At 60.6% G+C, this 24,135-nt stretch carries 26 protein-coding genes and 2 pseudogenes; 16 read left to right on the top strand and 12 right to left on the bottom strand.

Going from position 1 to position 24,135, the window contains the following annotated elements:
- Nucleotides 1-259: 259 nt before the first annotated feature.
- The 3 genes and pseudogenes from ACODSV_RS10165 to ACODSV_RS10155 form a co-directional block, all read left to right on the top strand.
- A pseudogene (locus tag ACODSV_RS10165) lies at nucleotides 260-877 on the top strand (colicin E3/pyocin S6 family cytotoxin); the annotation flags it as partial.
- Between the two features lie 14 nt (nucleotides 878-891).
- Complete coding sequence (locus ACODSV_RS10160) at nucleotides 892-1,179, top strand: colicin E3-like toxin immunity protein (RefSeq protein WP_454843130.1); 288 nt, start codon at nucleotides 892-894, stop codon at nucleotides 1,177-1,179.
- A 4-nt stretch (nucleotides 1,180-1,183) separates the two neighbouring features.
- Nucleotides 1,184-1,756, top strand: coding sequence for a hypothetical protein (locus tag ACODSV_RS10155; RefSeq protein ID WP_454843128.1), 573 nt, complete (start codon nucleotides 1,184-1,186; stop codon nucleotides 1,754-1,756).
- Here ACODSV_RS10155 and ACODSV_RS10150 read toward each other — a convergent pair.
- The 3 genes from ACODSV_RS10150 to ACODSV_RS10140 form a co-directional block, all read right to left on the bottom strand.
- Nucleotides 1,695-2,267 carry a hypothetical protein gene (locus tag ACODSV_RS10150; RefSeq protein WP_024077314.1) on the bottom strand — a complete coding sequence of 191 codons (573 nt, stop codon included), beginning with the start codon at nucleotides 2,265-2,267 and terminating at the stop codon, nucleotides 1,695-1,697. The genes ACODSV_RS10155 and ACODSV_RS10150 overlap by 62 nt on opposite strands.
- A 199-nt stretch (nucleotides 2,268-2,466) precedes the next feature.
- On the bottom strand, nucleotides 2,467-3,819 hold the full coding sequence (locus tag ACODSV_RS10145; RefSeq protein WP_024077315.1) for a sensor histidine kinase: 1,353 nt from the start codon (nucleotides 3,817-3,819) through the stop codon (nucleotides 2,467-2,469).
- Nucleotides 3,816-4,478: a response regulator gene (locus ACODSV_RS10140; RefSeq protein WP_024077316.1), complete on the bottom strand. Its 663-nt coding sequence runs from the start codon at nucleotides 4,476-4,478 to the stop codon at nucleotides 3,816-3,818. Before ACODSV_RS10140 ends, ACODSV_RS10145 begins: the two co-directional genes overlap by 4 nt.
- A 147-nt stretch (nucleotides 4,479-4,625) precedes the next feature.
- Between ACODSV_RS10140 and ACODSV_RS10135 the strand changes: the two genes are divergently transcribed.
- The 5 genes from ACODSV_RS10135 to ACODSV_RS10115 all read left to right on the top strand — a co-directional run bounded on the left by ACODSV_RS10135 (nucleotide 4,626) and on the right by ACODSV_RS10115 (nucleotide 9,428).
- Nucleotides 4,626-4,892, top strand: coding sequence for a PepSY domain-containing protein (locus ACODSV_RS10135; RefSeq protein ID WP_041161018.1), 267 nt, complete (start codon nucleotides 4,626-4,628; stop codon nucleotides 4,890-4,892).
- Nucleotides 4,892-5,437, top strand: a complete 546-nt coding sequence (locus ACODSV_RS10130) for a cytochrome b/b6 domain-containing protein (RefSeq protein ID WP_150055697.1) — start codon at nucleotides 4,892-4,894, stop codon at nucleotides 5,435-5,437. The genes ACODSV_RS10135 and ACODSV_RS10130 overlap by 1 nt, the downstream gene beginning before the upstream one ends.
- Nucleotides 5,438-5,459: 22 nt before the next feature.
- On the top strand, nucleotides 5,460-6,728 hold the full coding sequence (locus tag ACODSV_RS10125) for a sialidase family protein (RefSeq protein WP_024077319.1): 1,269 nt from the start codon (nucleotides 5,460-5,462) through the stop codon (nucleotides 6,726-6,728).
- Nucleotides 6,728-7,339, top strand: a complete 612-nt coding sequence (locus ACODSV_RS10120) for a hypothetical protein (protein ID WP_069076976.1) — start codon at nucleotides 6,728-6,730, stop codon at nucleotides 7,337-7,339. The genes ACODSV_RS10125 and ACODSV_RS10120 overlap by 1 nt, the downstream gene beginning before the upstream one ends.
- A 67-nt stretch (nucleotides 7,340-7,406) precedes the next feature.
- Nucleotides 7,407-9,428 carry an LTA synthase family protein gene (locus ACODSV_RS10115; RefSeq protein WP_150055698.1) on the top strand — a complete coding sequence of 674 codons (2,022 nt, stop codon included), beginning with the start codon at nucleotides 7,407-7,409 and terminating at the stop codon, nucleotides 9,426-9,428.
- On the opposite strand, the gene ACODSV_RS10110 is transcribed toward ACODSV_RS10115, so the two are convergent.
- Nucleotides 9,429-9,803: a c-type cytochrome gene (locus tag ACODSV_RS10110; protein WP_024077322.1), complete on the bottom strand. Its 375-nt coding sequence runs from the start codon at nucleotides 9,801-9,803 to the stop codon at nucleotides 9,429-9,431.
- Nucleotides 9,804-9,846: 43 nt separating this feature from the next.
- Nucleotides 9,847-10,389, bottom strand: a complete 543-nt coding sequence (locus ACODSV_RS10105; protein WP_223817888.1) for a demethoxyubiquinone hydroxylase family protein — start codon at nucleotides 10,387-10,389, stop codon at nucleotides 9,847-9,849.
- A gap of 211 nt (nucleotides 10,390-10,600) precedes the next feature.
- Here ACODSV_RS10105 and ACODSV_RS10100 point away from each other — a divergent pair, with 211 nt between their 5' ends.
- The 7 genes from ACODSV_RS10100 to ACODSV_RS10070 all read left to right on the top strand — a co-directional run bounded on the left by ACODSV_RS10100 (nucleotide 10,601) and on the right by ACODSV_RS10070 (nucleotide 19,005).
- Nucleotides 10,601-10,981: a response regulator gene (locus ACODSV_RS10100; protein WP_024077325.1), complete on the top strand. Its 381-nt coding sequence runs from the start codon at nucleotides 10,601-10,603 to the stop codon at nucleotides 10,979-10,981.
- Nucleotides 10,982-11,176: 195 nt separating this feature from the next.
- Nucleotides 11,177-11,791 carry a biliverdin-producing heme oxygenase gene (locus ACODSV_RS10095; protein ID WP_150055699.1) on the top strand — a complete coding sequence of 205 codons (615 nt, stop codon included), beginning with the start codon at nucleotides 11,177-11,179 and terminating at the stop codon, nucleotides 11,789-11,791.
- Nucleotides 11,788-14,031: an ATP-binding protein gene (locus ACODSV_RS10090; protein WP_150055700.1), complete on the top strand. Its 2,244-nt coding sequence runs from the start codon at nucleotides 11,788-11,790 to the stop codon at nucleotides 14,029-14,031. Before ACODSV_RS10095 ends, ACODSV_RS10090 begins: the two co-directional genes overlap by 4 nt.
- A 134-nt stretch (nucleotides 14,032-14,165) precedes the next feature.
- A complete protein-coding gene (locus tag ACODSV_RS10085) occupies nucleotides 14,166-14,369 on the top strand; it encodes a hypothetical protein (RefSeq protein ID WP_150055701.1) in 204 nt (67 codons plus the stop codon).
- A 120-nt stretch (nucleotides 14,370-14,489) separates the two neighbouring features.
- Complete coding sequence (locus tag ACODSV_RS10080; RefSeq protein ID WP_150055702.1) at nucleotides 14,490-16,385, top strand: alkaline phosphatase D family protein; 1,896 nt, start codon at nucleotides 14,490-14,492, stop codon at nucleotides 16,383-16,385.
- Nucleotides 16,386-16,523: 138 nt separating this feature from the next.
- On the top strand, nucleotides 16,524-17,537 hold the full coding sequence (locus ACODSV_RS10075) for a sensor domain-containing diguanylate cyclase (protein ID WP_150055703.1): 1,014 nt from the start codon (nucleotides 16,524-16,526) through the stop codon (nucleotides 17,535-17,537).
- Between the two features lie 217 nt (nucleotides 17,538-17,754).
- On the top strand, nucleotides 17,755-19,005 hold the full coding sequence (locus ACODSV_RS10070; protein ID WP_024077330.1) for a 2-aminoadipate transaminase: 1,251 nt from the start codon (nucleotides 17,755-17,757) through the stop codon (nucleotides 19,003-19,005).
- Here the strand turns inward: ACODSV_RS10070 and ACODSV_RS10065 are convergent.
- Nucleotides 19,002-19,166: pseudogene (locus tag ACODSV_RS10065) on the bottom strand (hypothetical protein); the annotation flags it as partial. The gene ACODSV_RS10070 and the pseudogene ACODSV_RS10065 sit on opposite strands and share 4 nt — an antisense overlap.
- A gap of 342 nt (nucleotides 19,167-19,508) precedes the next feature.
- On the opposite strand from ACODSV_RS10065, the gene ACODSV_RS10060 reads away from it, so the two are divergent.
- Nucleotides 19,509-20,225: a hypothetical protein gene (locus ACODSV_RS10060; RefSeq protein WP_024077332.1), complete on the top strand. Its 717-nt coding sequence runs from the start codon at nucleotides 19,509-19,511 to the stop codon at nucleotides 20,223-20,225.
- Nucleotides 20,226-20,284: 59 nt separating this feature from the next.
- On the opposite strand, the gene ACODSV_RS10055 is transcribed toward ACODSV_RS10060, so the two are convergent.
- From ACODSV_RS10055 to ACODSV_RS10030, 6 genes are all read right to left on the bottom strand, one after another.
- Nucleotides 20,285-20,599 (bottom strand): helix-turn-helix domain-containing protein, encoded by a 315-nt coding sequence (locus ACODSV_RS10055; RefSeq protein WP_150055478.1) that lies wholly within the window; start codon nucleotides 20,597-20,599, stop codon nucleotides 20,285-20,287.
- Complete coding sequence (locus tag ACODSV_RS10050; RefSeq protein WP_024077334.1) at nucleotides 20,596-20,940, bottom strand: toxin HigB-2; 345 nt, start codon at nucleotides 20,938-20,940, stop codon at nucleotides 20,596-20,598. The genes ACODSV_RS10055 and ACODSV_RS10050 overlap by 4 nt, the downstream gene beginning before the upstream one ends.
- A 93-nt stretch (nucleotides 20,941-21,033) precedes the next feature.
- Nucleotides 21,034-22,125 carry a pyoverdine biosynthesis transaminase PtaA gene (gene ptaA, locus ACODSV_RS10045; protein WP_150055477.1) on the bottom strand — a complete coding sequence of 364 codons (1,092 nt, stop codon included), beginning with the start codon at nucleotides 22,123-22,125 and terminating at the stop codon, nucleotides 21,034-21,036.
- Nucleotides 22,126-22,272: 147 nt separating this feature from the next.
- Nucleotides 22,273-23,160 (bottom strand): heme o synthase, encoded by an 888-nt coding sequence (gene cyoE / locus ACODSV_RS10040; RefSeq protein WP_024077336.1) that lies wholly within the window; start codon nucleotides 23,158-23,160, stop codon nucleotides 22,273-22,275.
- Nucleotides 23,161-23,171: 11 nt separating this feature from the next.
- Nucleotides 23,172-23,507 carry a cytochrome o ubiquinol oxidase subunit IV gene (gene cyoD / locus ACODSV_RS10035; RefSeq protein WP_003176003.1) on the bottom strand — a complete coding sequence of 112 codons (336 nt, stop codon included), beginning with the start codon at nucleotides 23,505-23,507 and terminating at the stop codon, nucleotides 23,172-23,174.
- Nucleotides 23,507-24,133 (bottom strand): cytochrome o ubiquinol oxidase subunit III, encoded by a 627-nt coding sequence (locus ACODSV_RS10030; RefSeq protein WP_024077337.1) that lies wholly within the window; start codon nucleotides 24,131-24,133, stop codon nucleotides 23,507-23,509. Before ACODSV_RS10030 ends, cyoD begins: the two co-directional genes overlap by 1 nt.
- Nucleotides 24,134-24,135: the final 2 nt, after the last annotated feature.

Raw genomic sequence — 24,135 nt, 5'->3', positions numbered from 1 at the left:
CAAGCGCTCGCTTTCTTGATCGCTAATAACCCGTGGCCTTTTCCCACACCCACCATCGAACAAAGCCAATATCTGCCAGCGCTCCCCCCTCTTAGGCTCACTCCCTCGCACAAGGAAGTGAGCCCGTCATGTCAGAACGCGCGTATCCCATCACCGAAGAAGAACAACTCAAGCGGCGCATCCTGAGCCGACAGCCGACGCCAGCCCCCTATTTTCCGGCAATCGACATATTCGCCCCTCCCCCAGCGCCAACCTCGGCAAGGGGTATGGGTTTTACACGGGCAACCATGCCGATTGGCAGATGATTGATGTGGTGCAGTTCCAACACCGTGGCGATCAATTCGTGGCGGATTTGGATGAGGGCGTGGAGCTGATTTGGACGCCCGCGGTTGATCCAAGTGACACGCTGGGTATTCCGGCCTTGGAGGCTGCGCCGCAAGCGCCGGTGATCTGGATTTACCCGCCGACGGAGAAGGCAGCGCAGATTCTGGTGAACCCGATTTATCCGTCGGAGTATCGGGATTTTATTCTGGTATTCCCGGTGGAGTCGGGGGTTCGGCCGCTGTATGTGGTAGTGAATGAGCCTAGGAAGGGGCTTAGGAATCCGGACCATGATTACTTTCCTGCGCCCAGAACCGAGGACATCACTGGCTTCCCAGGCTTGATTCCCCAAAAACCGGTAACACCAAGAAAAAGCGGGGCTGGCTTACGTGAGCGTTGGATAGATACAAAAAGGAGAAAGCTATTTGAATGGGATTCCAAGAAAGGAGAGCTGGAGGTCTATCGAAACAGTGATTTGGAACACCTCGGCGCATTTGATCCTTATACGGCCGAGCGTCGAGGACCGGCGGACCCGAAACGTCGAATTTACAGATAAAGAGGAACTCGGAAGTGGTGATGAAAATTAGATTGCGATGGTACGAAAAGCACAGCAATGACTTGAAGGCAGATGAGTATTCAGCGGATATCGCAGATCCAGACAGTGTTTTTGAAGCATTGGGTTTAGGCGAAGAAACCGCGATATATGCCGACGTATTCAATGTGCTGCCGAGCTGGATAACGATCATTCAGCCGTACTTCCAGCACATCATTGAACCCGACCGCCTCGACTACCAGGTTTCCTTCCGCTACCAAGGCGCCTGGCCACCACCACCAACACAACCCAAGAAGGAACCTTGATGCAATGAGACCTACACTGCAAAAGCCCCTCCTCTACCGCTCAGTCAACACCCGAACCCATGGCGTGCGCCACGGAAGTTGCCTTGCCTACCGGTATGAGCGGCACACCAAAAGAGAAAAAAACAAACGATCAAACCGCAGTTCGATGCACAGCCATCAACGACACGGTTTTGATTACACCCCGCTATTCCGCTTTCTCCTATCCAAAGTCGGTCACCCATGGGATCAGGTTTTCAGCGAAGCCAACGCCCGCCTGGATCGTCCGGAGCCGGTGTTCTGGATGGTTGCGCTACACGAAAGTGACAAGCAGGAGTACGTGAGAACGGATGAAAACAGCTACTACAGCGGCTTGTGGGTCGACGAAGATGGCCTACTGCAAAAGGTAAATCCTCAGCTGACGCCCGAGCAAATGACACCATTTTGCGACGGCTACACCCACACCTTCAACGGTGTGGTATTCGCCCAGCCTTCACCACGCAAACGGCGGGCAACGCCCACCGTTCAATCAACTCTGCTTACCCCTCTTTCGCCTCACTCCCCTCCCCCCCAATCAACACCCGATTCGCCGGATCCGTAATATCAAACACCTGCTGCGCACACCCAGAACGGTCAAACTTGAACTGGAACTCCACCAGATACACCTTGGCCTTCTCCGGGCTGAACGTGCTCATCACCGGCCCGCAGCTGTAGTAAGCCCCGGTGCCCTGGCTGCGCGCCGAGCTGGACACGGTAAGTTTCTTGCCAGGATCCGCCTGGATCTCCAACTGCGGAAAACGCTTGAACCCGGCGCTGGCGACAGTCTGGTTGAGCTTGGCGATCCAGTTGAAGACCTTGCCTTCGCCGGTGTCCATCACGGTGCCAAGCGTTTCCGGGCGTTGGTCGGGGTCGCCTTCGCGGCGGATGGCGAATTCGACGGGGTTGGTGCCGCCGCTGGCCTTCATGATGACTTTGGCGTGGTCCGCGTCGACGGCCACGGTTTTCTGACGGAACTGGATACCGTCCTTGAGCAGGCTGGGCGATGAGTCACGTTGGTTCGATTGGCAGGCGCACAGGGCCAGGGCGAGGGAGAGCAGCGCGATTCGCTTCACGGGAGGATGTCCTTATCAGGGTGAAAGACGATGATAACTGGACCGGTGATTAAACAGAATGTTCCGCAGTGGAAAGTCCGCGATGCAGCACTGCGGCCTGACAGGCTTACCGAGGTGATCCCATCGCGGCCTCGCCGGGGCTCGACAGCTCCCACATTTGATCTTCGTCGCGACTGACATTGCGTTCACACATTTCGCGTCAGCTCTCGTCAAACACCAACCGCGCGCACAACCCGCCTCGCTCACGATTATGCAGCGCCAACCGACAGCCGATCTTGCCGACGATCATCTGCACAATCGCCAGTCCCAGCCCTGCGCCATTGGCGTTGCCCTGGCTGTAAAAGCGCTCGAACAAGCGCCCGATTTGCGCCTCATCAATCCCCGGGCCCTGGTCTTCCACGCTCAAGCAATGGACGCCAATCACCACTTTCACCTCGCCCCCCAGCGGGGAGAAGTTGAGGGCGTTGGTCACCAGGTTCTGCAACGCAATGGCCAGCGCCACGGGGTCGGTCTCGACCCAGCACTCCTCGTTCCCTTCCAGCACCAATTCCACGTCTTTTTCCATGGCCAGCGGGGTCAACTCGGCGAGCTCTTCGCGCACCAACTCGGTCAAGTGCACACGGCTGCGCGTAGGGTTGTTCAGTTGCGGTTCGATGCGCGCCATTGTCAGTAACTGGCTGCCAATGCGCGTCGCACGATCGACCCCATTGACCAGAAAATCCAACGCCTCACGCCGTTGTTCTTCAGTGCCGGCGATTTGGGCGTTTTGCGCATGGATCCGCAGGATCGCCAGCGGTGTGCGCAGCTCATGGGCCGCGTCAGCGATAAAACGGCGTTCGCGTTCGAGCAGTTCGTCGACTTGGACCAACAACCGATTGAGCGCGGTTTGCATGGGCTCCAAGTCGCTGGGCAAGGGCTTGAGGTGCAGCGGCTGCAAGGTGTCGGTGTTGCGCCCGCGAATCTTGCGGGCCATGGCCCGCAAGGGCTTGAGGCCCCAGCCGATCACCAGCCAGATCAACAGCGCCAGCAGCGGCACGCCGATCAGGGTCGGCCAGAGGGTGTGGCGCACGATGCGCTGGATCAGGTCCTGGCGAATGTCGTCGCGCTCACCCACCCAGATCAGCAGGCCCTGTTGCGGGTCGGCGAGGAGGAACGCGCACCAGTCGTTGCCGTTGTCCACAATGTCATGGGCGCCGAGGGTAGCCGGTGGGGCCGCCAGCACGGGCGCCTCGGTGGAACGCACCAGCAACTCACCATCGGTGCGCCACACCTGGAAGGTCAGGCGGGTTTCATAGGGATGGGCAACGCCCTCCTCACCCACGCGGCTCATGGCCTGGTCAAACGCCTCATACAAGCGGTTCCAGTCCGCTTCGCCGGGGTCGCGTTGGCGCAGGACGCCTTGCAACAAGCGTGCGCTCTGGGCGAGTTGCGCGTCGTAGACTTCTTCGATTTCGTGGTGACTGTCGCGCAGCACCAACCAGCTGATCAGGGCGTCGCCGAGCAGGATCAGTACCAGGACGGGAACGAGGATGCGCGCGCGAACGGAAGTCATGGTTTAAGCACCAGCACATAGCCCACGCCGCGCACGGTGCGGATCAACTCGGTGGATAACTTCTTGCGCAGGTTATGGATCAATACTTCCAGGGTGTTGCTCTCGACACGGTCCTGCCAGCCATACAACGCGCGCGACAGCCGCTCGCGGGTCACGACTTTGCCGGGGCGCACCATCAGTTGGTGCAGCAGTTGGTATTCCATGGGGGTGACGATGATGTCCTCATCCTGATAGCGCACTTGCTGGGTGGCCGGGTCGAGGCTGATGCCAGCGTGTTCCAGCATCGGTTGCGCACGGCCCTGGCTGCGGCGCAACAAGGCGCGCACACGGGCCTTGAGCTCCTCCACGTCGAACGGCTTGACCAGGTAATCATCGGCACCGGCGTCCAAACCGGCGATGCGCTCGGCGGTGCCGTCGCGGGCAGTGAGGATCAGCACCGGCAGGTCGTGCTGCTCGGCGCGCAGTTGCTGCAACAGATCCAGGCCATCGAGGCGCGGCAGGCCGAGGTCGAGCAGCAACAGATCGAAGCTTTCCGTGCGCAAGGCATGCAAGGCCGCGACGCCATCCTGCAGCCAGTCGAGGGTGTAGCCCTCAGCGCCCAAGGCCACCCGAATCCCTTGGCCGAGGGCACGGTCATCTTCGACAAGCAGCAGGCGCATAACAAATTCTCTGTAGGAAACGGCGGCATCATGCCGGGTTCTGAGCGGGGCTATTTCGGGAAAGATGTTACGACTCGTTGCCAACTAAGCTTGCACTAAGGTTGGTTTTGCACTGTGAAATCTCCCACAACTGCTGAGAGCTTTTCCATGCGCAAAATTCTCCTGCTGTCCCTGGTCATCGCCAGCCCCCTGGCCCTCGCCGGCCCGCAGTGCACCACCGCCGAGCGTTCGCAATGGCAAGACGAAAAGGTCTTCCAGGACAAGCTCAAGGCCGAAGGCTACGAGATCAGCAAATTCAAGGTCACCGACGGCAACTGCTATGAGATCTATGGCTTCGACAAAGACAAGCGCAAGGTCGAGATCTACCACGACCCGGTCACCGGCAAAGCCGTGAAGACTGAGATCAAGGGCTGATGCCAGGCGAATCCCTGCGCCTGTGGGACCCGCTGGTGAGGCTGTTTCATCTGTCCATCGCCGGGGTCTTCGTTGCCAATTACTTCTTTAACGAAGCAGGCGACGACTGGCATGTCTGGCTGGGCTACTACGCCATGGCCTGGCTGCTGGTTCGAACAGTGTGGGGATTCATCGGGCCGCGCAGTGCGCGTTGGGCAGATTTCTGGCCGACGCCAAAGCGGCTCAATGCCCATGTACGCTCGCTGCTCAATGGCCGGCCGCACCACCGCCTGGGCCATTCGCCGCTGGGTGCGCTGGTGATGCTGCTGATGTTGCTGGCCCTGCTGACCATCGGCATCAGCGGTTTCCTGATGCAGGAAGTCGACGCCTTGTGGGGCGCCGACTGGCCGCAGCAGATCCACGAGACCGCAGCCAATCTACTGCTGGGCTTGGTGAGCGTGCATGTGCTGGCGGCGGTATTCGAAAGCATCCAGGTACGGGACAACCTGCCGTTATCCATGCTCACCGGTCGCAGGAAGCGCCTGCCGGATGAGCGTGCGCAGTAATCCTTTTCCCGACAGGTGCTCTATGCGCTCCGCTCTATTGATTTGCAGCCTGCTCGCGGTGTTTTTCGCCGCCTGGCAGAGCCATCCGCCCCATGTATTGGCACCGTTTGCCGAGGCCAGCCCGAACACCGCCAAAGTTGCGGCGCCCGCGCAGTACAGCAGCCGGTTCGTGTCCTCCCAGCTCACCGACTTTGTGCATTCCTCTTCCGTCACTGCCCTGCCTGGCGGCGACCTGATGGCCGTGTGGTTCGCCGGCTCGCGCGAAGGCGCCGCCGATGTGCAGGTGCGCACCGCACGCTTCGATGCACGCACCGGGGAATGGGGCGCCGAGCAGGTGCTGGCCACCCGGGAAAGCACCCGCGACGGCACCCAGCGTTATATCCGCAAACTGGGCAACCCGGTGATCGCCATGGCGCCGGACAAACGCCTGTGGATGTTTTATGTGTCGGTGTCGGTCGGCGGCTGGGCCACCAGTGCGATCAACGTGATGGTGTCGGACGACCTCGGTGCGAACTGGTCGGCGCCGAGGCAACTGGTGACCTCGCCGTTCTTTAACATCAGCACCCTGGTGCGCGCCGCGCCGGTGTTCCACGCTGACGGCTCCATCGGCCTGCCGGTGTACCACGAGTTCATGGGCAAGTTTGCCGAGTACCTGTACTTGAGCGCCGATGGCGCAGTGATCGATAAATTCCGCATCAGCCGCGGCAAGAACTCCCTGCAACCGACCATCGTGCCGCTGGATGGCAAGCGCGCCATTGCAATGCTGCGCTACGCCGGCGACACCCATCACCGCGTCCTGGCCAGCCGCACCGAAGATGCCGGGCAGACCTGGAGCGAGCCCTATCCGCTGGAGCCGGCCAACCCCAACTCGTCGCTGGCGGCAGTCGGCACGGTGGACGATGGTTTGCTGGTGGCCCTCAATGACCTGCAAGACGGCCGCTTCAAGCTCAGCCTCTACGGTACCGACGCCCAGCTCAGCCAATGGCGCACGGTGGCGCAGTTGGACCAGTCTCCGGACCCGCTCGGTCAACCGTTCTCTCCCGAAGCTTACAAAGCGATCATTGGCGAAGGCTTCCGCGCCTCCAGCGGCGCCAAGCGCCTGCCCTTGGAAGAGCGCTTTCTCAGCAGCCTGGATTACCGCGTATGCAAACCCCGTGGCTGCGATTTCGAGTACGAGTACCCCTATTTCAGCCGCAGCCCGGACGGCATGTACCACCTGGTGTACTCATGGAATAACACCTTCATCAAACATGTCAGCTTCAACGAAGCCTGGCTGGAGGAGCGTCTCTGATGGTTTCTCTGTGGCAAGCCCACTTGAGTTTTGTGCTGCTGGGGTTTGTGGCGCTGTGCGCCCTGCGCGTCACCGCACCTTGGCGACCGTGGTTGCTGCCGGTGCTGGTGGCGGTGAGTTTTATCCCAGTCAACGAGCTGCCACTGGCAGCGTATGTACGCAGTTTTACCGATGACCTGGCGATCAGCACGTTGGTGTTGCTGGCGTGGGTGGGGCTGTGTCGATTGGGGGTAGTGCAGCCGCTCAGGCGCCCCCATCAGGTGCAGATGTTGCTGCTGTTTGGCCTGCTGAGCCTGGTGCTGTATCCGGCCACGTTGGGCCTGACGTATGTCGACCCGTACCGCTGGGGTTTCAACCCGCGGCCGATGATCGTACTGGTGGCGGCCACCGCCCTGTTGATGCTGTGGCTGCGGAATACGCTGGCGGTGTGGATGTTGGCGATGGGCACGTTGGCTTTTGCGTTACGGCTCAAGGCGTCGGAAAACTATTGGGATTATCTGGTCGACCCGCTCTTGGCGGGCTACTGCGTGGTCGCTGGACTCATGCAACTAAAACTGTGGGAGGGCGCTTGCTGCCGATGGCGGCGTGTCAGTCAGTACATCCGGCACTGAACGCCCCCCATCGGGAGCAAGCCGCTCCCACATTGGACTTGTGTTGTTTTAAACAATGGGAAAATAGATGAGTGCGTTGCAATCACGCCGCCTGCGCTATGGCGTGGGCGCGATCGGGTTGATGTTTGTGTTGCTGGCGGCATTGCGGCTGGTGTTTGTGCTGGGTTTTTCCGGCCTGGATTTGAACACCCCGGCGCTGTTGGAAACCCTGGGTATCGGCCTGCGTTTCGACCTGCGCCTGGCGGTATTGATCCTGCTGCCGCTGGCCGTGCTGGCGTGGTTGCCGCGCTGGAACCTCACCACCCTGCCGGCCCTGCGCTGGCTGGCGCGCGGTTATCTGGCCATCGCACTGGCGGTGGTGGGGCTGGTCTACATCATCGATTTCGGCCACTACGCCTACCTTGGCGTGCGTATCAATGCGACGGTGCTGCGTTACCTGCAAGACGCGCAAATTTCCCAGCAGATGGTGTGGGAAACCTACCCGGTGCTGTGGATAACCGCCTGCTGGCTCGCGGCGGTGGCGCTTTGGGTCTGGGCGTTGGTCCGCCTGGAGCGGTTGACCCTGGATCGAGCGCCCACCGCCATCAGCAAACCGGCACTGACGGTGGTGAGTGTGATGGGTGTCGTCGCGGTGCTGCTCGCCCTGCTCGGGCGTGTGGCCCATCTCAACCTGGAAAACCCGGTGCCCCTGCGCTGGAGCGATGCATTCTTTTCCGGCAACAGCCAACTGGCCGCCGCGGGCCTGAACCCGGTGCTGTTTTTGTACGACACACTCAAGGTCGGCCAATCGCAGTTCGATGAAGCCCAGGTCCGCGAGTATTACCCGCAAGTTGCCCAGTACCTGGGCGTGGCCCAGCCCGATGCCCAGTCCCTGAGTTTCATCCGCGAACAAGGCGTGCAACCCTATCGGCTGGGCGGCGAGCAACCGCCCAACGTCATCTTCGTGATGCTCGAATCCCTCGGCACCAGCGCCGTGGGCGCCTACGGCAACCCGCTCAACCCCACGCCGAACCTGGACCAGCTGGCCACACAAAGCTGGTTTTTCAAACACTTCTACGTCCCCGTCACCGGCACTGCCAAAACCGTCTGGGCCAGCATCACCGGTGTGCCGGATGTCACCCGCCAGGAGACGGCCACGCGTAACCCGCTGATCACCCGGCAACACACGCTGATCAATGCGTTCGAGGGTTACCAGAAGTTCTACATGATCGGTGGCAATGCCGGCTGGGCGAACATCAATGCACTGATCCGCCAGAGCATCGACGGCGTGCAGCTGTTTGAAGAAAGCCACTGGCGCTCGCCCCGGGTCGACGTATGGGGCATATCCGACCTGGACCTCTTCAAGGAAGGTGACGCGCTGTTACGTGCCGTGCCCAAGGGCCAACCGTTCTTCGCCTACCTGCAAACCTCGGGTAACCATCGGCCCTTTACGATCCCCAAGTTCAACGACGGCTTCGAGGTCAAACACCTGTCGCTGGAGCAAGTCCAGGCCGCCGGCTCGCGCAGTGTCGAGCAGTACAACGCCGTGCGCCTGCTGGACTACAACATCGGGCGGTTGATGGAGATGGCCAAGGCGGGCGGCTATTACGACAACAGCATTTTTGTGTTCTTCGGCGACCACAACACCCGCATCAGCCAGATCCCGCATATGGCGCCGGCTTTCGAGCAGTTAGGCTTGGAAAGCAATAACGTGCCGCTGCTGATCCACGCGCCCGGCCTGTCACCACGGGTCATCGAAGAGGCCGTCGGCCTGGCAGATCTGCTGCCCACGGTGGCCGGCATGGCGGGCATTCCTTTTCGCAACAGCACACTGGGCAGGGATATCCAGAAACCCGCACCGGAGGGCGAGCGCATGGTGCCGTTGGTGTTGCGCGAAGGCACATTCCCGATCATCGGTGGCGTAACCCAGGACTTCCTGTTGCAGATGCAGCACGACGGCAGTTCACCCACCCTGCATGACCTGGCATCAGCGACGCCCCGCGACGACGTCGCCAACCAGCACCCCGAGGCCTTTCAACGCCTGCAGGCGCTGACCCGGGGGCTGCATGAGAGTGCGCGGTTGATGCTGTTCAGGAATGTGCGGGAATGATCACTGGGGTTGGAATGTCTCGAGGTAGGCCAGGATATTGTCGATCTTTTCCGGGTCACTGATGCCCCAGAAAATCATGCGCGTGCCGCTCACCACCTTCTTCGGCGCCTCGATATAGGCCGCAAGCTTGTCTCGGGTCCAGACCACGCCGGAGTTCTTCATCGCGTCTGAATACTGGTAGTCGGTGGTGGTGCCGGCGGGGCGGCCGATGATGCCGTTGAGTTCGGGGCCAAACCCACCGCGGGCCCCTTCGCCGATGCTGTGGCAACCGCCGCAGGTCTTGGCGAACAGCTTGCCGCCCGCCTCGGCATCACCGGCGGCATACGCCGAGCCCGTACTGAGGACCAGGGCGAGGGAAAGGAAGGCGTACTTCATGAGTGACTCCACATCGGACGGTACCGGTCATTATGCCTGCTTGTCAGGAACGCATGCCCATCCAGATCACCGCTTCGGTCCAGGCGGTGACCACGGGCGTCAACAGCCTGAACCATGGGTCACTCACATCAATCTGCGCCGCCGATTGGTCATGGTGGTGCTGCTCTTCAGCCACGATGGACGCAATGGCACTGACCGCCTGCGGGTCGATGTCACGTAGGGTGTGCAACTGATGAGCCAGGTGCTTGAGCACGACGCTTTCGACCGCGACGGTGGTGGTCATGATGGCTTTGCGGCCGCACAGGCCGGTGATCAGCCCCAGCACCAGGCCACCAAGCCCGCACAGCCAATAGCTGCGGCAACGCGGATAGCCGCGGCGCTGTAGTTCAGCCTTGAATACCGCCCGGTGGCGGCGTTCGTCGTCGAGAAACTGCGTGAGTTCGGCCACCAGGGCCGGGTTGAACAACCGCGCCATGAACCGTTGGCCACTATAGATGCAGATCGCACCGTGCTCACCCGCGTGGTCGACCTTGATCATGCGGTTGCCGAGGGTGTTGTCCAGTAAGGGCGAGGCGGGGGCATTCACGGTTGACGACCTTGTTCAAATGGCTCGGATATCGGGCCTGTCCCTGATTTTCGCGCAGGGTATCCTGGCGCAGGCACTCTGCGCCAGGCAAACAAGCGAACCTGGCCTGCCAGGCATCGATTGACCATCCATCGCATATAAAACTTCCAATCGAACCTATTCGACCAGCGTCCACTCCACCCTACTGAACCCTGATGGTGGAGTAAGGATCATGGCTCAGCCATCGATTTTGGTATTGGAAGACGACGAGATCATTCGATCGTTGATGGTGGATGTACTGGAGGAATTCGGGGCGCTCGTGACCTCGTTTCCTTCGGCGGATGAAGGCATGATTTTCCTGGAGCGGGCCGATGACCGGGTGGACCTGATTGTCAGCGATATCCAGATGCCTGGCCTGTTGAACGGCTATGACTTGAGCCGCGTGGTGGCGCACCGTTGGCCATCCGTTCCGGTGGTATTGACCTCAGGCAACCGGGCCATGGCTTCGCAATTGGGCGCCAGCGTGAGGTTTTTGCCCAAGCCGTGGAGCACGGAGCACCTGCTCGAATGCGTGCAAACGGCCTTGACCCAACAGGAATCTTCCATGCACTAATAGCGTCGCGACATCACTTGTGCCGAACTTCGGCACCGGCATCGGGGTCATTAATGAGGCAGGGAGCGACTTTTCTGATCCGCTGGTCAGCACATTCGCCTTTCTCGTTCAGTTGACGGCCATCGGTTGTGTAGAATCGCCGCCCATTTCCACGCGTCATTCATGGTCGCAAGACCCACAGTCCGAGCTCACCGAATGCACTCACAGGCCCATGACGTAGATGCGCCCTCCTTACTCGAAGCGCTGCGGGCGGGCACTGCCCTGCTGCATGTGGCCCTCGAAAAGCGTCTGCCATTTTTCTCCGAGCGCCTGGATGCCCACTGGTACGAGCGCCTGCTCCGGGCGTACTACGGGTTTTATCGCCCGATGGAAGCCGCGTTGTACGACAGTGACTTGATCCCCGACGGATTCGACCAGGCCATGCGTGTGAAAACGCCCACTCTGGTCAGCGATCTTCACGCCCTGGGCTTGAGTGACGCTACCATTCATACCCTGCCGCCTTGTACAGACCTGCCCCGCCTCGACACTCCCGCTGCCTGCCTCGGTGCCCTGTATGTACTGGAAGGCGCGACCCTGGGCGGCCAGGTGCTGCGCCGGGAAATGGCTCAGCGCCTGGGCCTGGACGCGGATAACGGCGCTGCGTTTCTCAATGTGTACGGCGCCGAGACCGGTCGGCGCTGGACGGATTTTCTCGACTTTCTAGGCCGCCAGCCATTGGACACGCCCGCCAGACAGCGCGCGGTAGACGCGGCCCGTTCAACATTCAGCTGCTTTGAGCAATGGCTCGACAGCCAGGAGGTACTGCTATGAAACCCGAAGATTTTGAAAAGCTGCTTACCAACTGTGCCAACGAGCCGATCCGTTTTCCGGGGGCGATTCAACCTCACGGCGTGCTACTGACGCTGTCAGAACCTGAGCTGAATATCATCCAGGTCAGCGCCAACGTGGGCACCTTGTTCGGCCACGCACCCGAGACACTGCTGGGCCAACCCTTGCATATGCTGATCGGTGCCGAGCACGGCCAAGCCGTACAGGCCATGGCTGAGCACAACAGCTTTTTCGACGCGCCGCCGCTGCACGTCAGCCTGAACGGCGCAGCGTTCGAAGGCTTGCTGCACCGTCACCAGGGTGTGCTGGTACTGGAGTTCGAACCGCACCTCAAGGATTTCCACCCACGGGCGCTGAATGGCCGCACCAGTGACTTGGGCAAGATGCTGCAACGCCTGCAATCAGCGAAAACCCTGCAAGCGCTGTACGAAATCAGCGTGACTGAAATCCAGGCCATGACCGGCTATGACCGCGTGCTGATCTATCGCTTCGAAGAAGAAGGCCATGGCCAAGTGATCGCCGAAGCATCGGCACCGTCCATGGAACGGTTCAACGGGCTGTTCTTCCCCGCGTCCGATATCCCGGAGCAGGCCCGCGAGCTGTACCGCACCAACTGGCTACGCATCATCCCGAACGCCGCCTACGAGCCGGTGCCACTGCTGCCCAAACTGCGCCCGGACAACGGCAAGCCCCTGGACCTGAGCTTCGCCACTCTACGCAGCGTGTCGCCGATTCACTGCCAGTACATGCAGAACATGGGCGTGCTGTCGTCCATGAGCATCTCGCTGATGAAGGGTGACACACTCTGGGGCCTGATCAGTTGCGGCAATCGCGAACCGCTGCTGGTGCCCAATGAATTGCGCATCGCCTGCCAGACCATCGGCCAGGTGCTGTCGCTGCAGATCAGTGCCATGGAGGCCCTCGACCTGAGCCGTCAACGCGAAGAAAAAGTCGAAACGCTGGCGCTGCTCGATGCCGCCATGAAAGCCTCTGAGAACACCGTGTTCGATGGCCTGGCCCAGCACGGCCAATGGCTCATGGACCTGACCCTGTCCGGCGGCGTGGCGATCATCGAAGACAAACAACTGCACCGCTACGGTAACTGCCCGGAGCCGGCGCAGATCCGTGCGCTGCATCAGTGGTTGCAGGAAAGCGGCGAGCCGGTATTCGCCAGCCATCACCTGGCCTCGGTCTACCCACCGGCGGCGGCCTTTCAAAAGGTCGCCAGCGGGGTATTGGCCATGAGCCTGCCTAAGCCGGTGGACAACGGTGTGCTGTGGTTCCGCCCGGAAGTGAAAGAAAACATCAACTGGAGCGGCGACCCGAGCAAACCGCTGGACCTGGAAAACTCCGACGCCGGCCTGCGCCTGCGCCCACGCACCTCGTTTGAAATCTGGAAAGTGGAAATGGCCGGCATCTCCACCAAGTGGAGCCATGGCGACCGCTTTGCGGCCAACGACCTGCGCCGCTCCGCACTGGAAAATGACCTGGCGCGACAGGTACTGCGCGAGCAACAGGCGGTGCGTGCCCGTGATGAACTGGTGGCGGTGGTCTCCCACGATCTGCGCAACCCGATGACGGTCATCTCGATGCTCTGCGGCATGATGCAAAAGACGTTCAGCTCCGAAGGCCCCCACACCTCGCGACGAATCTCCTCGGCGATCGACACCATGCAGCAAGCCGCCGCGCGCATGAATGTGCTGCTGGAAGACTTGCTCGACACCTCGAAAATCGAGGCGGGACGCTACGTGGTCAAGCCGGTGGCGCTGGACGTTGGCCAGATGTTCGAGGAGGCCTACTCCCTTCTCGCGCCGCTGGCGCTGGAAAAAGGCATCGACCTGTCCTTCAACGCCGAGCCCGGCCTGCAGATCAATGGCGACCCGGAGCGTCTGTTCCAGGTGCTGTCGAACCTGATCGGCAACGCCATCAAGTTCACCCCGCGCCAGGGCAATATCGGCATCAGCGCCATGAGCAACGGTGAAGAAATTGTGTTCTCGGTGCGCGACTCCGGTGATGGCATTGCACCGGAGCAGTTGCCCCATGTATTCGATCGCTACTGGACCCAGACCGAAAACAACCCCACCGGCAGTGGGCTGGGGCTGTATATCACGCAGGGCATTGTCCAGGCCCACGGGGGGAAAATCGTTGCCGAAAGTGAGGTGGGACGTGGCAGTGAGTTCCGTTTTACCGTGCCCAAGGTGATTGAAGACACCCACACCTGATGCTTGAGGAACGAGCCATGCCATGGCATGGCCAGCTCGATAACGATCACCGGATCATGTCTTGACGCAAGGCGTTTATAGGCCAGCCCTTTCCATCTCTGTAGATTCAACGCCCCGACTGAGCAGAGGTTTTCATGATCGATATCTTTTTGGGCTCTACCGCTAACTACTTCAACGCCCACCGGCAAATCGAAGCCGCGCCTGAAGCAAAAAACCGACCGCCGCGGCAACAAACGCCTACCCAGGAATCGGCCGCTAATGCCAACAACCACGGCACGCCTCGTCGAAACATTCGCTCTGGCCACCTGGAGAGCCTGGGTAACGGTCACCTGCTTTAAGCAGTAAAGAGAGGGGCCACTTTTACCGGCCCCTTTCCATTGCTCGACATCCCGCCTTGACAAAAAAGCGACATCCGCTGGTTTACCCTTGACGCCCTTTACCACCGAGCCGTCATTCCTATGCTTCAAGCTGGCACCCTGCCCGCCGTCCTCGCCGGCCCTATGCTGCGACGCCTCGAGCCCCGGCGCCTGGTGATGTGGCTGATAGGCAGCCGCGAACTGGCATTGACCCTCAAGCTGCAGGTTGCCGGGCAGACACTGGCGTTCCCACTGACTCAAGCGCAATGCCAAGTCGTGCCCGTAGGGCGCCATGCGTTTATCCATTTGATCGACCTCCCACTGGCCGATGCCCTGCCCCAGGATGTGATGATCGGCTACGACCTGCTGGTCGATGACACCGGCATTGCCGAGTGGGCGCCACACTTGCTGTATGGCAACGCCGACACCCCGAGTTTTGTCCTGCATAGCCGCATTCGCCAATTGGTGCACGGTTCCTGCCGCAAACCGCACCACCCTGCCGACGACGGCTTGCTCTGCGTCGATCGCCTGCTGGTCAACGCCCCCACGCTGGCAGAGCGCCCCGCACTATTGATGATGAGCGGCGACCAGGTGTACGCCGACGATGTGGCCGGGCCGATGCTGCGGGCGATTCATGCCTTGATCACGCGCCTGGGCCTGTTCGATGAATACCTGGAAGGCGCGGTGGTGGACGATAGCGCCAGCCTCTATGGGCATCGTGCGAGCTATTACCACCGAGCGGACCTTTTGCCCGCCCTGGACAGCAACGAGACCCTGCGCGAACGCTTTTTTGGCGGCGTGAAGAAACCGATCTTCACCAGCAGCACTGCCGACAACCACCTGGTGACCTTCGCCGAAGTGATGGCGATGTATTTGCTGGCCTGGTCGCCCACGCCCTGGCGCCTGATCACACCGCAGCCACCGCAACTGAGTGCCGATGAACAGCACCGGTATGCCCGAGAGCAGGTGCAACTCGATCGATTTCGCGATGGCCTGCCGGGAGTGGCACGGGTATTTGCCCATCTGTCCACGTTGATGATCTTTGACGATCACGACATCACCGACGACTGGAACCTCAGCGCCCAGTGGGAAGAAACCGCCTACGGCCATCCCTTCTCCAAACGCATCATCGGCAATGCCCTGCTCGCTTACCTGCTGTGCCAGGGCTGGGGTAACCAGCCCGAGGTGTTTGGCGAGCTGGTAGCGCAAACCCAGGCGTTGGCCGCCCAGGCGCGCGACAACCACCTGGACGCCGCCGCCCAGGATGCGCTACTCGAAGCCCTGCTGAAATTCCAGCAATGGCATTACAGGCTGCCCACCACGCCCGCCCTGGTGGTGCTCGACACCCGCACCCGTCGCTGGCGCAGCGAATTCAACCTCAAACAACCCTCCGGCCTGCTGGACTGGGAGGCCTTGAGCGAACTGCAACAGCAACTGCTGGACCACCCCTCGGCCATCATCGTCTCGCCCGCGCCGATTTTTGGCGTCAAGCTGATCGAGACCGTGCAGAAGGTGTTCAGTTGGTGCGGCCACCCGCTGCTGGTGGATGCCGAAAACTGGATGGCCCATCGCGGCGCCGCCCAAGTCATCCTCAATATTTTCCGCCACTCCCGCACGCCGGGTAACTACGTGATCCTCTCGGGCGACGTGCATTACTCGTTCGTGTACGAAGTGCTGATCCGCCACCGCAACGCCGGCCCGAACATCTGGCAGATCACCAGCAGCGGCATCAAGAACGAATTCCCGCCACGCTTGCTGGAATGGTTCGACCGCCTCAACCGCTGGCTCTACTCCCCTCGTTCCCCCCTCAACGGGTTCACCCGCCGTCGCACCATGCAAGTGGTGCCGCATATCCCGGAACATGCCCAGGCCGGCGAACGTTTATGGAACTCAGCAGGCATCGGCCAGGTGTTTTTCAACGAACAAGGCCAGCCTGAAGCGATCTACCAGCACAACGCCGACGGGAAGCCTCGGACGAGGATGGTGGCGCCCAAATAATGGCCCATAGCCACACCCTGGAGCCGTGCATCCGCCCTATTCAAAGCGTGCAAGGCCCGTTGTACAGTAGCGTCAGCCACGGAGTATCGGTGTCAATATCGCTGGTCCCAAGTGCCAGCCAACGCAGGGAGCGCACAGATGGACGATACACCTGGCAGCAATTCGTTGAGGAATGACTTTTCTGACCTCAACGCCGATATGTTGCATGCCGTCATGGAACTGGTCAGCGATGGCATTTGGGACTGGAACGCCAATACGGGGTTCGTCTACCGCAACCCGGGCTGGTATGAAATGCTCGGCTACCCCCCCCACTCCCTGGAGAACAGCGTGTTCACCTGGGAGAACATCATCCACCCGGACGATTACCCTCGCGTCATGGCAGTGTTTGATGACTACCTCCAGCGTCGGTCCCCCCATTACCAAATCGAGTACCGTTGCCGCAAAAAAGACGGTACTTACCTGTGGATCGAAGACCGTGGCTACATCATTGCGCGCAACCTCGATGACTCGGTAGCGCGGATGGTGGGCTCCCACCGCAATATCCAAACGCGCAAAAGCTCCATCGAGCAGCTCGAACGGCGCAATCAATCCCTTGAGGCCCTGGTGGCCGAGCGCACCCGCGAGCTGTCACGGGTCAATCAGCAACTGCAATTGCAATTGGAGGAAAACCGCTCCCTGGCCGAGCGTGACGCCCTGACCCGCGTCGCAAACCGTTATCGCCTAGAGAAAGTGCTGCTGGAGGAATGCGACCGGGCAGAACGCTTTCGCTTGCCATTGGCCCTGGTCGCCATGGACATCGATGACTTCAAGCTGATCAATGATCGACACGGCCATGGCGTGGGCGACCAGACCCTCGTGCGGGTGGTGGAAGGGTTGGAAACCTGCATGCGCCCGGGCGATTTGCTTGCGCGCTGGGGCGGCGACGAATTTATCGTGGTACTGCCCAAAAGCCCGCTGGAGGCGGCGAAAGCGTTGGCCGAGCGCATCCGCCAAAGGATCGCGCAACTGCCCGCCGTGGGCGATTTCAACGTCACCCTGAGCCTCGGCGTGGTGGAGCGGCGTACGGGGGAACCGCCGGCCGCCCTGATGGCTCGCGCCGACCAGGCGCTGTACCGATCCAAGGCGGCAGGCAAGGATATCGTGTCGGAATAACGCCCGAGGGCAACGAACCGGCTGCTCGGTGCTGAGCACATCGCACCGATCTCTATGTTGCCCGGCAGTACCAAGGGCTTTGCGGCGTTGCCACAAACGACCTTTTGGCAACAGCTCCTTCCGATTTGGAATGACCCGGCGACTTTATTTCGTTTGCCCCAGGGCCGGGCTCACGGCTTAGATAAAAACACGCCCAACATTGCCGAGTCCGAGATTCATGAGCCGCGAAACCATCAGCCAATCGATTTCCGTCGTTCACCCCATCAGCCTCAGCCACGGCAGGAACGCCGAGGTCTGGGACACCACGGGCAAGCGCTATATCGACTTCGTCGGCGGCATCGGCGTGCTCAACCTCGGCCATTGCCATCCGGCGGTGGTAGAGGCCATTCGCGACCAGGCAACGCAACTGACCCACTACGCCTTCAACGCCGCGCCCCATAGGCCCTACATTGAATTGATGGATCGACTGACGGCCTTCATTCCGGTGGACTACCCGGTCAGCGGCATGCTGACCAACAGCGGCGCAGAAGCGGCGGAGAATGCCTTGAAGATCGTCAGGGGCGCCACCGGCCGCAGCGCCGTCATCGCTTTTGACGGCGCCTTCCACGGGCGCACCCTGGCCACCTTGAACCTCAACGGCAAGGTCGCGCCTTACAAACAAAAGGTCGGTGTCTTGCCCGGCCCGGTGTATCACCTGCCCTACCCCAGCGCCGACAACGGTGTGACTTGCGCCGAAGCACTCAAGGCCATGGACCGTCTGTTCAGCGTGGAAATCGACGTCAACGACGTGGCCTGTTTCATTATCGAACCGGTGCAGGGCGAAGGCGGTTTCCTGGCCCTGGATATCGAGTTCGCCCAGGCCCTTCGGCGTTTTTGCGATGAGAAAAATATCCTGCTGATTGCCGATGAGATCCAGTCCGGCTTCGGTCGCACCGGCCAGCGCTTCGCCTTCTCGCGCCTGGGTATCGAACCGGACCTGATCCTGCTCGGCAAAAGCATCGCCGGCGGCGTGCCGCTGGGGGCGGTGGTCGGGCGCCAGGCGCTGATGGACAACCTGCCCAAGGGCGGCCTCGGCGGCACCTACTCCGGCAACCCGATCGCCTGTGCCGCGGCGCTGGCCACCCTTGAAGTCATGACGGACGCACATTTACAGGTGTGGGGTGCACAGCAGGAAGCCGCGATCATCAGCCGCTATGAGCGCTGGCGCGCGCAGCGCCTGTCACCCTACCTGGGCCGTCTGACCGGCGTCGGTGCGATGCGCGGCATCGAACTGGCGCAAGCCGACGGCACGCCTGCGCCCCAGCAACTGACACAGCTGCTGGGCCTGGCACGCGCCGCCGGCTTACTGCTGATGCCCAGCGGCAAATCGCGACACATCATCCGCCTGCTCGCACCGTTGACCATTGAGCCGGCAGTGCTGGAGGAAGGCCTGGATATCCTCCAGGCCTGCCTCAAGCAACTGGACTAGTCGGGGGCATCCGCCAGATTGCCACCGTTGGGCCAGTCCTTGACCTTGTCCGGGAAGCCCGGACGCGGTTGGCCCGAGCAGTATGCGGCCACGTCCACAGCGGCCTGGTCCGACAACCCGCCCTGCCCGAGCGGGAAGTTCTCATGGAGGCCAATCGGCATAACCACTTTTCAGCCCCTGACAAATCTCCCTGTGGCGAGCGGGCTTGTCCCGCGTTGGGCTGCGAAGCAGCCCCAAAACCAGCCTCTACAGAGTGTCTGATACACCGCGTTCTTCTTTACTGGGGCTGCTACGCAGCCCAACGCGGGACAAGCCCGCTCGCCACAGGCCCGCTTGCCACAACACCGCTCGCCACAACAGCCCTATCTGCCGGACGTTCAGCGTTGAGTCAAAGTTGTGTAGATACCTGCCCATCAGCCGGAACCTGCCTTGACCTGATCCCCTGCCCCCCCTGAAAATGCGCGACGCTTTTTTGTTCCGCTTACTGAAGTAGTGAAATTTCAATGTCCGATTCCTACACCGCAGAATCCGCCGAAGAATCCGTAGTCGCCTTGCAATCCAAAGCTGAATACGAAAACGCCATCAATCTTTCACAGCACCTGCCTGCGGCCAAGATCATCAGCGAGATGGTGCTGGACGCGTTCCACACCTCCAAGGAAAGCGACCAGATCCGCGAACTGCGCGTGGCGATCCGCCAGGCTCACGATGCCTTCGACGACGACAAAGCCTACGACCTGATGGGCCAGCTCAAGCAACTCAAGGACGCCGAGGCCGCCGATAACGCCGCCCTGGAAAACCTGAGCAGCCAGTTCTCGATCAGCCGCATCCTGTCCAGCTTCAAGGACGACCCGGAGTTCCAGGAGCTGGTCTACGGACTGGCCCTCAAGGTGCTGAACCAGTCCCACCAGGCCATCAGCAACCCAAGCGCCGGCAAGGGCAAGGCCGCACGGCCCAAGAAAGAAGCCGAAGTGTTTGTGATCAGCAAGGACGGCATCAGCGTCACCCTGCCACTGCGCACGCCACGCTCCAAACTGAATGTCGACCGGGCCGCGTTCGAGTTCCTGGGCTTCAGCTTTGTGGGTGAAGGCGATGAGGCCGAACTGGAGGTTGAGAGCTTTGTGGATAACTCCGGCGCCGAACAGCCGCTGAGCCGCAAGAGCGTGATCACCGCATTGCAGCAGCAGACAGCGTTTGATGGGTACAGCATCGCGCAGCAGTAACCTGAAGCCAAAAAGCCCCGCACGGCGTTGCCAATGCGGGGCTTTTTGTTGCCGACGATTCAGACGGTCGCCAATCGATCCATCATATCCGGAAACTTTTCAACCAGCCTGATCAGGAGTGCGGCCTGAGCATTGGGTTTGGATTTGTCCTGTTCCCAGTTTCTCAGCGTGCCGGGGCTCGTCCGTATGCTCCGGGCAAACACCGACTGTGACATATGCAATTTATCCCGCAGTGCCACGATCTCTTGGGCTGACACCTCAGGAACGGGCTTGTCCTCCACGGTGCTTTGCCGAAGAGTGATTTTGCCTTCTCGGTGAGCAGTCATGTCGCTAACGCCCTGCATCAACTCTGCAAACAGATCGCGCTTTTTCATGGGGTACCTCGTTTTTTCAGTTCGGCCTCTATGGCCTTTTTAAGTGCCTTCTCTTGATCGGCAGTCAAATTTTCCAATTCGTCTTTGTTGTAGATAGCAAACATCCAAAAGTGACCATCAGTGGTGAGCCAGTAGTAAATAACCCGTAAGCCACTACGCTTTCCTTTACCACGCTTGCCATCTGACCACCGTAGCTTGCGAAACCCTCCTGTACGGGGCATCACATCGCCAGCCAAAGGGTTCCACTGCATCTCGTTTTGCAGCAATCGATATTCATCATCCGTCAGGTAATGACCTACGGTGGCGGTAAACGATGAAGTCTCGAAGAAAATAGAACGCATGGGAAAACTATAGGCAACTTGCCTATAGTTTTACAAATCGAAATTCAGCTTTCTGACGAACTGCCCAAATGTCAGCCAAGAGGGTACGCCTGTTTAAACAGACGACATCTGCGCCGCAAACACCTCACGAAACCGCGCCATCTCGCGCTTGCTCCCCACCGTGACGCGCACCCACTGCGGCCAGTTCTTCCATACCCGTCCAATCAGCACACCTTGCCCGGCCAGCTTCTCGATCACCTGCTCGGCCGGTTGCTTCACATCGATCATGAAGCAGTTGCTCTGGGACGCCGTGCAGGTGAACCCACGGACCTTGAGCCAGGTAATGGTCTCCTCACGCAGTTGAGCATTGAGCGCCTTGCGTTGCGGCAACAGCTTGACGTCTTCCAGGCTGGCGCGCGCGCCGAGCAAGCCGGTGCCTGCCGGTACGTTGTCGCCGCCGAACACCGCGAGGCGCTCCAGCAGCGCCGGGGCACCGATTGCCAGGCCAACGCGGGCGCCGGCCATGCCGTAGATTTTCGAGAAGGTGCGCAACACCAGCAGGTCGTCGTGTTCCTTGACCCAACTCACGCAGCTGGGGGCGTCGGAGAAATCGATGTAGGCCTCATCCACCACCAACACACTGCCTTTGGGCTTGTCCGCCAGCGCCTGGCGGATGGCGTCGGTCGGGGTCATGGTGCCGGTCGGGTTGTTGGGATTACACACGTAGAGCATACCGGCCCGGGGATCGGCGGCGAGCATGGCGGGGATGTCGTGGGCGTGCTCGGTATTGAGGTCCACCTCGCGCACCGGTGCGTTGCGCGACTCGGCCGCCTGGCGCGGCACCTCGTAGGACGGCGTAGCCATCACCAGGCCGCGGGTTTCACCGGTAAACGCCAGGACGGCATAGCGTAGCGCCGCCATGGAGCCGGAGAACACCGCGACCTGTTCTTCGGCAATCCCCTGCTGCTGGGCGAACAGCGCGGCCAGGCCGTACATGTGGCCGTAGGGATAGCGTCCGGCAGTGGCAATCGCCTCTCGCATCGCTTCGCGGGCAGCACCTGAAGGGCCGTAGGGGCTTTCGTTGTAGTTGAGCCGCACCTTGTCCGCCTTGGCCGGCGGCGGGCTGGCAACCGCCCAATCCAGGCGCCCCAACAAGGGCAGGGCCGCGCCCAGGGCGAGAAGGGAGCGACGACTGACGCTGACCATGGTGACAACTCCTTGTACGCGGGTAATGGATTCGCACGGCTCATACAGTGAGGTATGACGAGAAAGCCGCCAGCCGATTTAACCCGCGCCCAAGAAAAAGCCCCGCGCTTCTCACGAAGGCGGGGCTTGTTCACTGCTTGGAACCACTCAGGGCGCGTAGGTCAGCAACAACTCTCTCGGCACCTGGAAATCCAGGGACATCATCACGCTGAGCGCGGTGATGGTGAAGATCGAGAACACGAACAGCTTGCGTGCCCAGACGGTGTCGTCCACCGCCTTGTAGCCGGTCCAGGCCATGTACAACCAGTACATGCCCATGGCGGCGGCGACAGCGAGGTAGCTCATGCCGGCGTAGCCACTGAAGGTCAACATCAAGGTCGCCACGAGGAAGGCCAGGATGTAGAGCAGGATGTGTTTCTTGGCCACCTGGATGCCGCGCTTGACCGGAAGAACCGGAATCGACGCAGCCAGGTAGTCGTTGAAACGGAAGATCGCGATGGCATAGGAATGCGGCATCTGCCACAGGCTGAACATCACCAGCAGCACCAGCGCGGCCATGTCGAAGCTATTGGTCACAGCTACATAACCAATCACCGGCGGCATCGCCCCCGACAGACTGCCCACCAGCGTGCCGTGAACCGACTTGCGCTTGAGGTACAGGCTGTAGAGGCCAACGTAGATGACGAAGCCGATCACGGCAAACAGCGCCGCCAGCGGGTTGGCCACCTTGTACAACAACACCACGCCGGCAACACCCAGGACGGTCGCGAAGATCAGTGCCAGTTTCAGGGAGATAAGCCCCTGGACCAGCACGCGATTCTTGGTGCGTTCCATCTTGATATCGATGTCGCGGTCGATGCAGTTGTTGAACACACAACCGGAAGCTACCACCAGGGACGTACCGATCATTGCAGCCAGGAAGATGGCCAGATCGACATGTCCCTTGGAGGCCAGGAAGAAACCGCCTGCCACAGAAAGCACGTTACCGAAAATGATCCCCGGTTTGGTGATTTGGATAAAGTGCTTAAGCGACATCGGGTCTTACCTCACTTCGCCATCATGTAGGTGTGGATGCTGAACATGATCCACAGCGACAGACCAACCAGCAGAACGATCACCAGGCCTGCGAACACGAACGCAATCACGTTCTCACGCTGGGCCTCGGAGCGGTCCAGGTGCAGGAAGTACACCAGGTGAACCAGGACCTGAATGACCGCGAACGCCAGGACGATCATCAACGTGATCGACTTCGGCAGGGTTGGGTACATCACCAGGCCGAACGGGATCAGGGTCAGGATGACCGACAGGATGAAGCCGATAGCGTAAGACTTTACGCTGCCGTGGCTCGCATCATGGCTGTCATGGGAGTGTGCATTAGCCATTACAGAGTCCCCATCAAGTAGACGACGGTGAATACGCAGATCCAGACTACGTCCAGGAAGTGCCAGAACAGGCTCAGGCAGCTCAGGCGAGTCTTGTTGGTGTTGGTCAGGCCGTGCTTATTGACCTGATACATCATCACCGCCATCCACAGCAGGCCAGCCGAAACGTGCAGGCCGTGGGTGCCTACCAGCGTGAAGAACGCCGACAGGAAACCACTGCGGTGCGGGCCGTAGCCTTCGGAGATCAGCAGGTGGAACTCGTTGATCTCCATGCCGATGAAGCCCAGGCCGAACAGGAAGGTCAGTGCCAACCAGCTCAGTACGCCCTTCTTGTTGCCCTTGTAGAAGGCCAACATGGCGAAGCCGTAGGTGATCGAACTGAACAACAGCAAGGCGGTTTCGCCGAGCACGTAAGGCAGTTCGAAGATGTCGTGGCCCGACGGGCCACCCGCTACGTTGTTTACCAGTACCGCGTACACCGCGAAGATCGACGCAAACAAGATGCAGTCGGTCATCAGGTAGAGCCAGAAACCGAAGACGGTCATTGGCCCCGAGTCGTGGTGATGGTCATCGTGCCCATGGTCATCGACATGGGCGTGTCCAGCATTGGTCACTAAGTTCGACATGG

It is taken from the genome of Pseudomonas sp. FG86, from assembly GCF_057808775.1.
Note: the sequence above shows the minus strand (reverse complement) of the source record. Positions and strands in the feature narration are given on the sequence as shown.